The organism is Helicobacter bizzozeronii, from assembly GCF_900196775.1.
In the GTDB taxonomy this organism is placed as follows: Bacteria; Campylobacterota; Campylobacteria; order Campylobacterales; family Helicobacteraceae; genus Helicobacter; species Helicobacter bizzozeronii.
Genome location: NZ_FZLB01000110.1, coordinates 1 through 1,479 on the forward strand (window position 1 = coordinate 1; position 1,479 = coordinate 1,479).

Consider the following 1,479-nt stretch of genomic DNA (forward strand, 5'->3'; position numbering starts at 1 on the left):
TGCTTTAAAAAAGGAGTCCAGTTTTCAATGAGACTCATCAATGCCCTATAATGCTTGTCGCGCTGTTGTGGGGGGTGCTTAGGGCTTAGGGCTTTGGCGGTGAAATACTTCCAGCCCTCTTGTTTGAAAAGTTGGGGTTTTTGCAAACATTGCCCCATGTCCTTAATTTTGGGATTAGCAAAATACACCACGCTCACGCTAGCATAGGGCTTGTCCTTGTTGAAACACAGCTTTAAGGCGCGCATGGTGGCTTCTAACCCGGCTCTGTCATTATCCAAACAAAAGACAATTTCTACCCCCAAATTGCCCAAATATTCCAAATGCTGGGCATTAAAGCTGGTCCCACTACAGCATACGGCATTAGCATAACCAAAACGCCCAAAAGCCATCACATCAAAAAAGCCCTCTGTGATGATGATCTGCTTTTTTTGGATAATAGAGGGCAGGGCGCGCTCTAAATTCCATAAATGCTTAGACTTGTGGAAATAGGGGGATTCTTTGGAATTGATGTATTTGGGGGGTTTGGCTGTGGAATGCCCACTAAAGCCACACACACGCCCTCTGTGGTCCTTATAGGCAAAGCTTAGCCTATCGCTTAAAAAGCAGTATTTCCCATTAAAAAGCCCGCATTCTTGCAGTTGCTCTAAGCTAAAACGCTTATTAAGTTGCTCGAGCACTTTGGCAGAACAAAACCCCAATTCATAATATTTAACATCCTCTAGGCTCAAGCCCCGTTCTTGCAAGTAGGCTAACATGCCCTCTTGTTGGGTGAGCTCTTGGGTGAAAAGCCCGTGGGCGTAAGCTAGGAGCTCATACCCGGGCTTGCTCTTGGGGGCGTGGTGGGTGATTTGCAGGTTAAAGCCCACCAGCTGGGCGACCTGCATAACCGCATCATAAAAGCCGCTATTGCTCCTATATTCCATAAAGTTAATCACATCCCCACCCTTGCCACAGCCAAAGCACTTCCAAGTATTGGTATTAGGATAAAGGGCTAAAGAGGGCGTGCGTTCCTCATGGAAGGGGCAAGAGATCACAAAGCTAGCCCCTGCGCGTTTGGGGTGATAGCCTAGCTGATCGACAAAATCCACAATGCTAACCTTAGCCTTTAGCTCCTCTAGGCTCTCTACTACAATCATGGGACGATCACTTGCAGTTCATCTAAAAAAGAGCTTTGGAGTGTGTAGGTCAGGGCGTAGTCCTGCCCCTCTTGGGCGTTATCACTAATTAGCCCCCTGCAGTCCTTGAGCTTGGGGAAAATCGCCCAAGAATAGCGCATAAACCACTCTAAGGGCACTAAGAGGCTAACTAGGAGCTTATGCCCTTTTTTGGGGGTGAGATAGCCAATTAGTTCGCTGGTGATCTTGCCGTCCACATCTTTGCGCCTTGCACTCAAATAACGCAAATCCTTTAAGCTAATCGTGCTGGAGGGCACTAAACAGGTGGCTTTTTGGATAATGTGCAACTCGGTGCTCTTGTCGG

Annotated in this window: 2 protein-coding genes; both read right to left on the minus strand. The window is 47.5% G+C overall.

What is annotated here, in order from left to right:
* A partial coding sequence (locus C5684_RS08820) for a CHC2 zinc finger domain-containing protein (RefSeq protein ID WP_104640081.1) occupies positions 1-1,136 on the minus strand: 1,136 nt, incomplete at its 3' end.
* The coding region (locus tag C5684_RS08825; RefSeq protein WP_233708738.1) for a hypothetical protein at positions 1,133-1,479 on the minus strand (347 nt) is incomplete at its 5' end. The genes C5684_RS08825 and C5684_RS08820, both read right to left, overlap by 4 nt.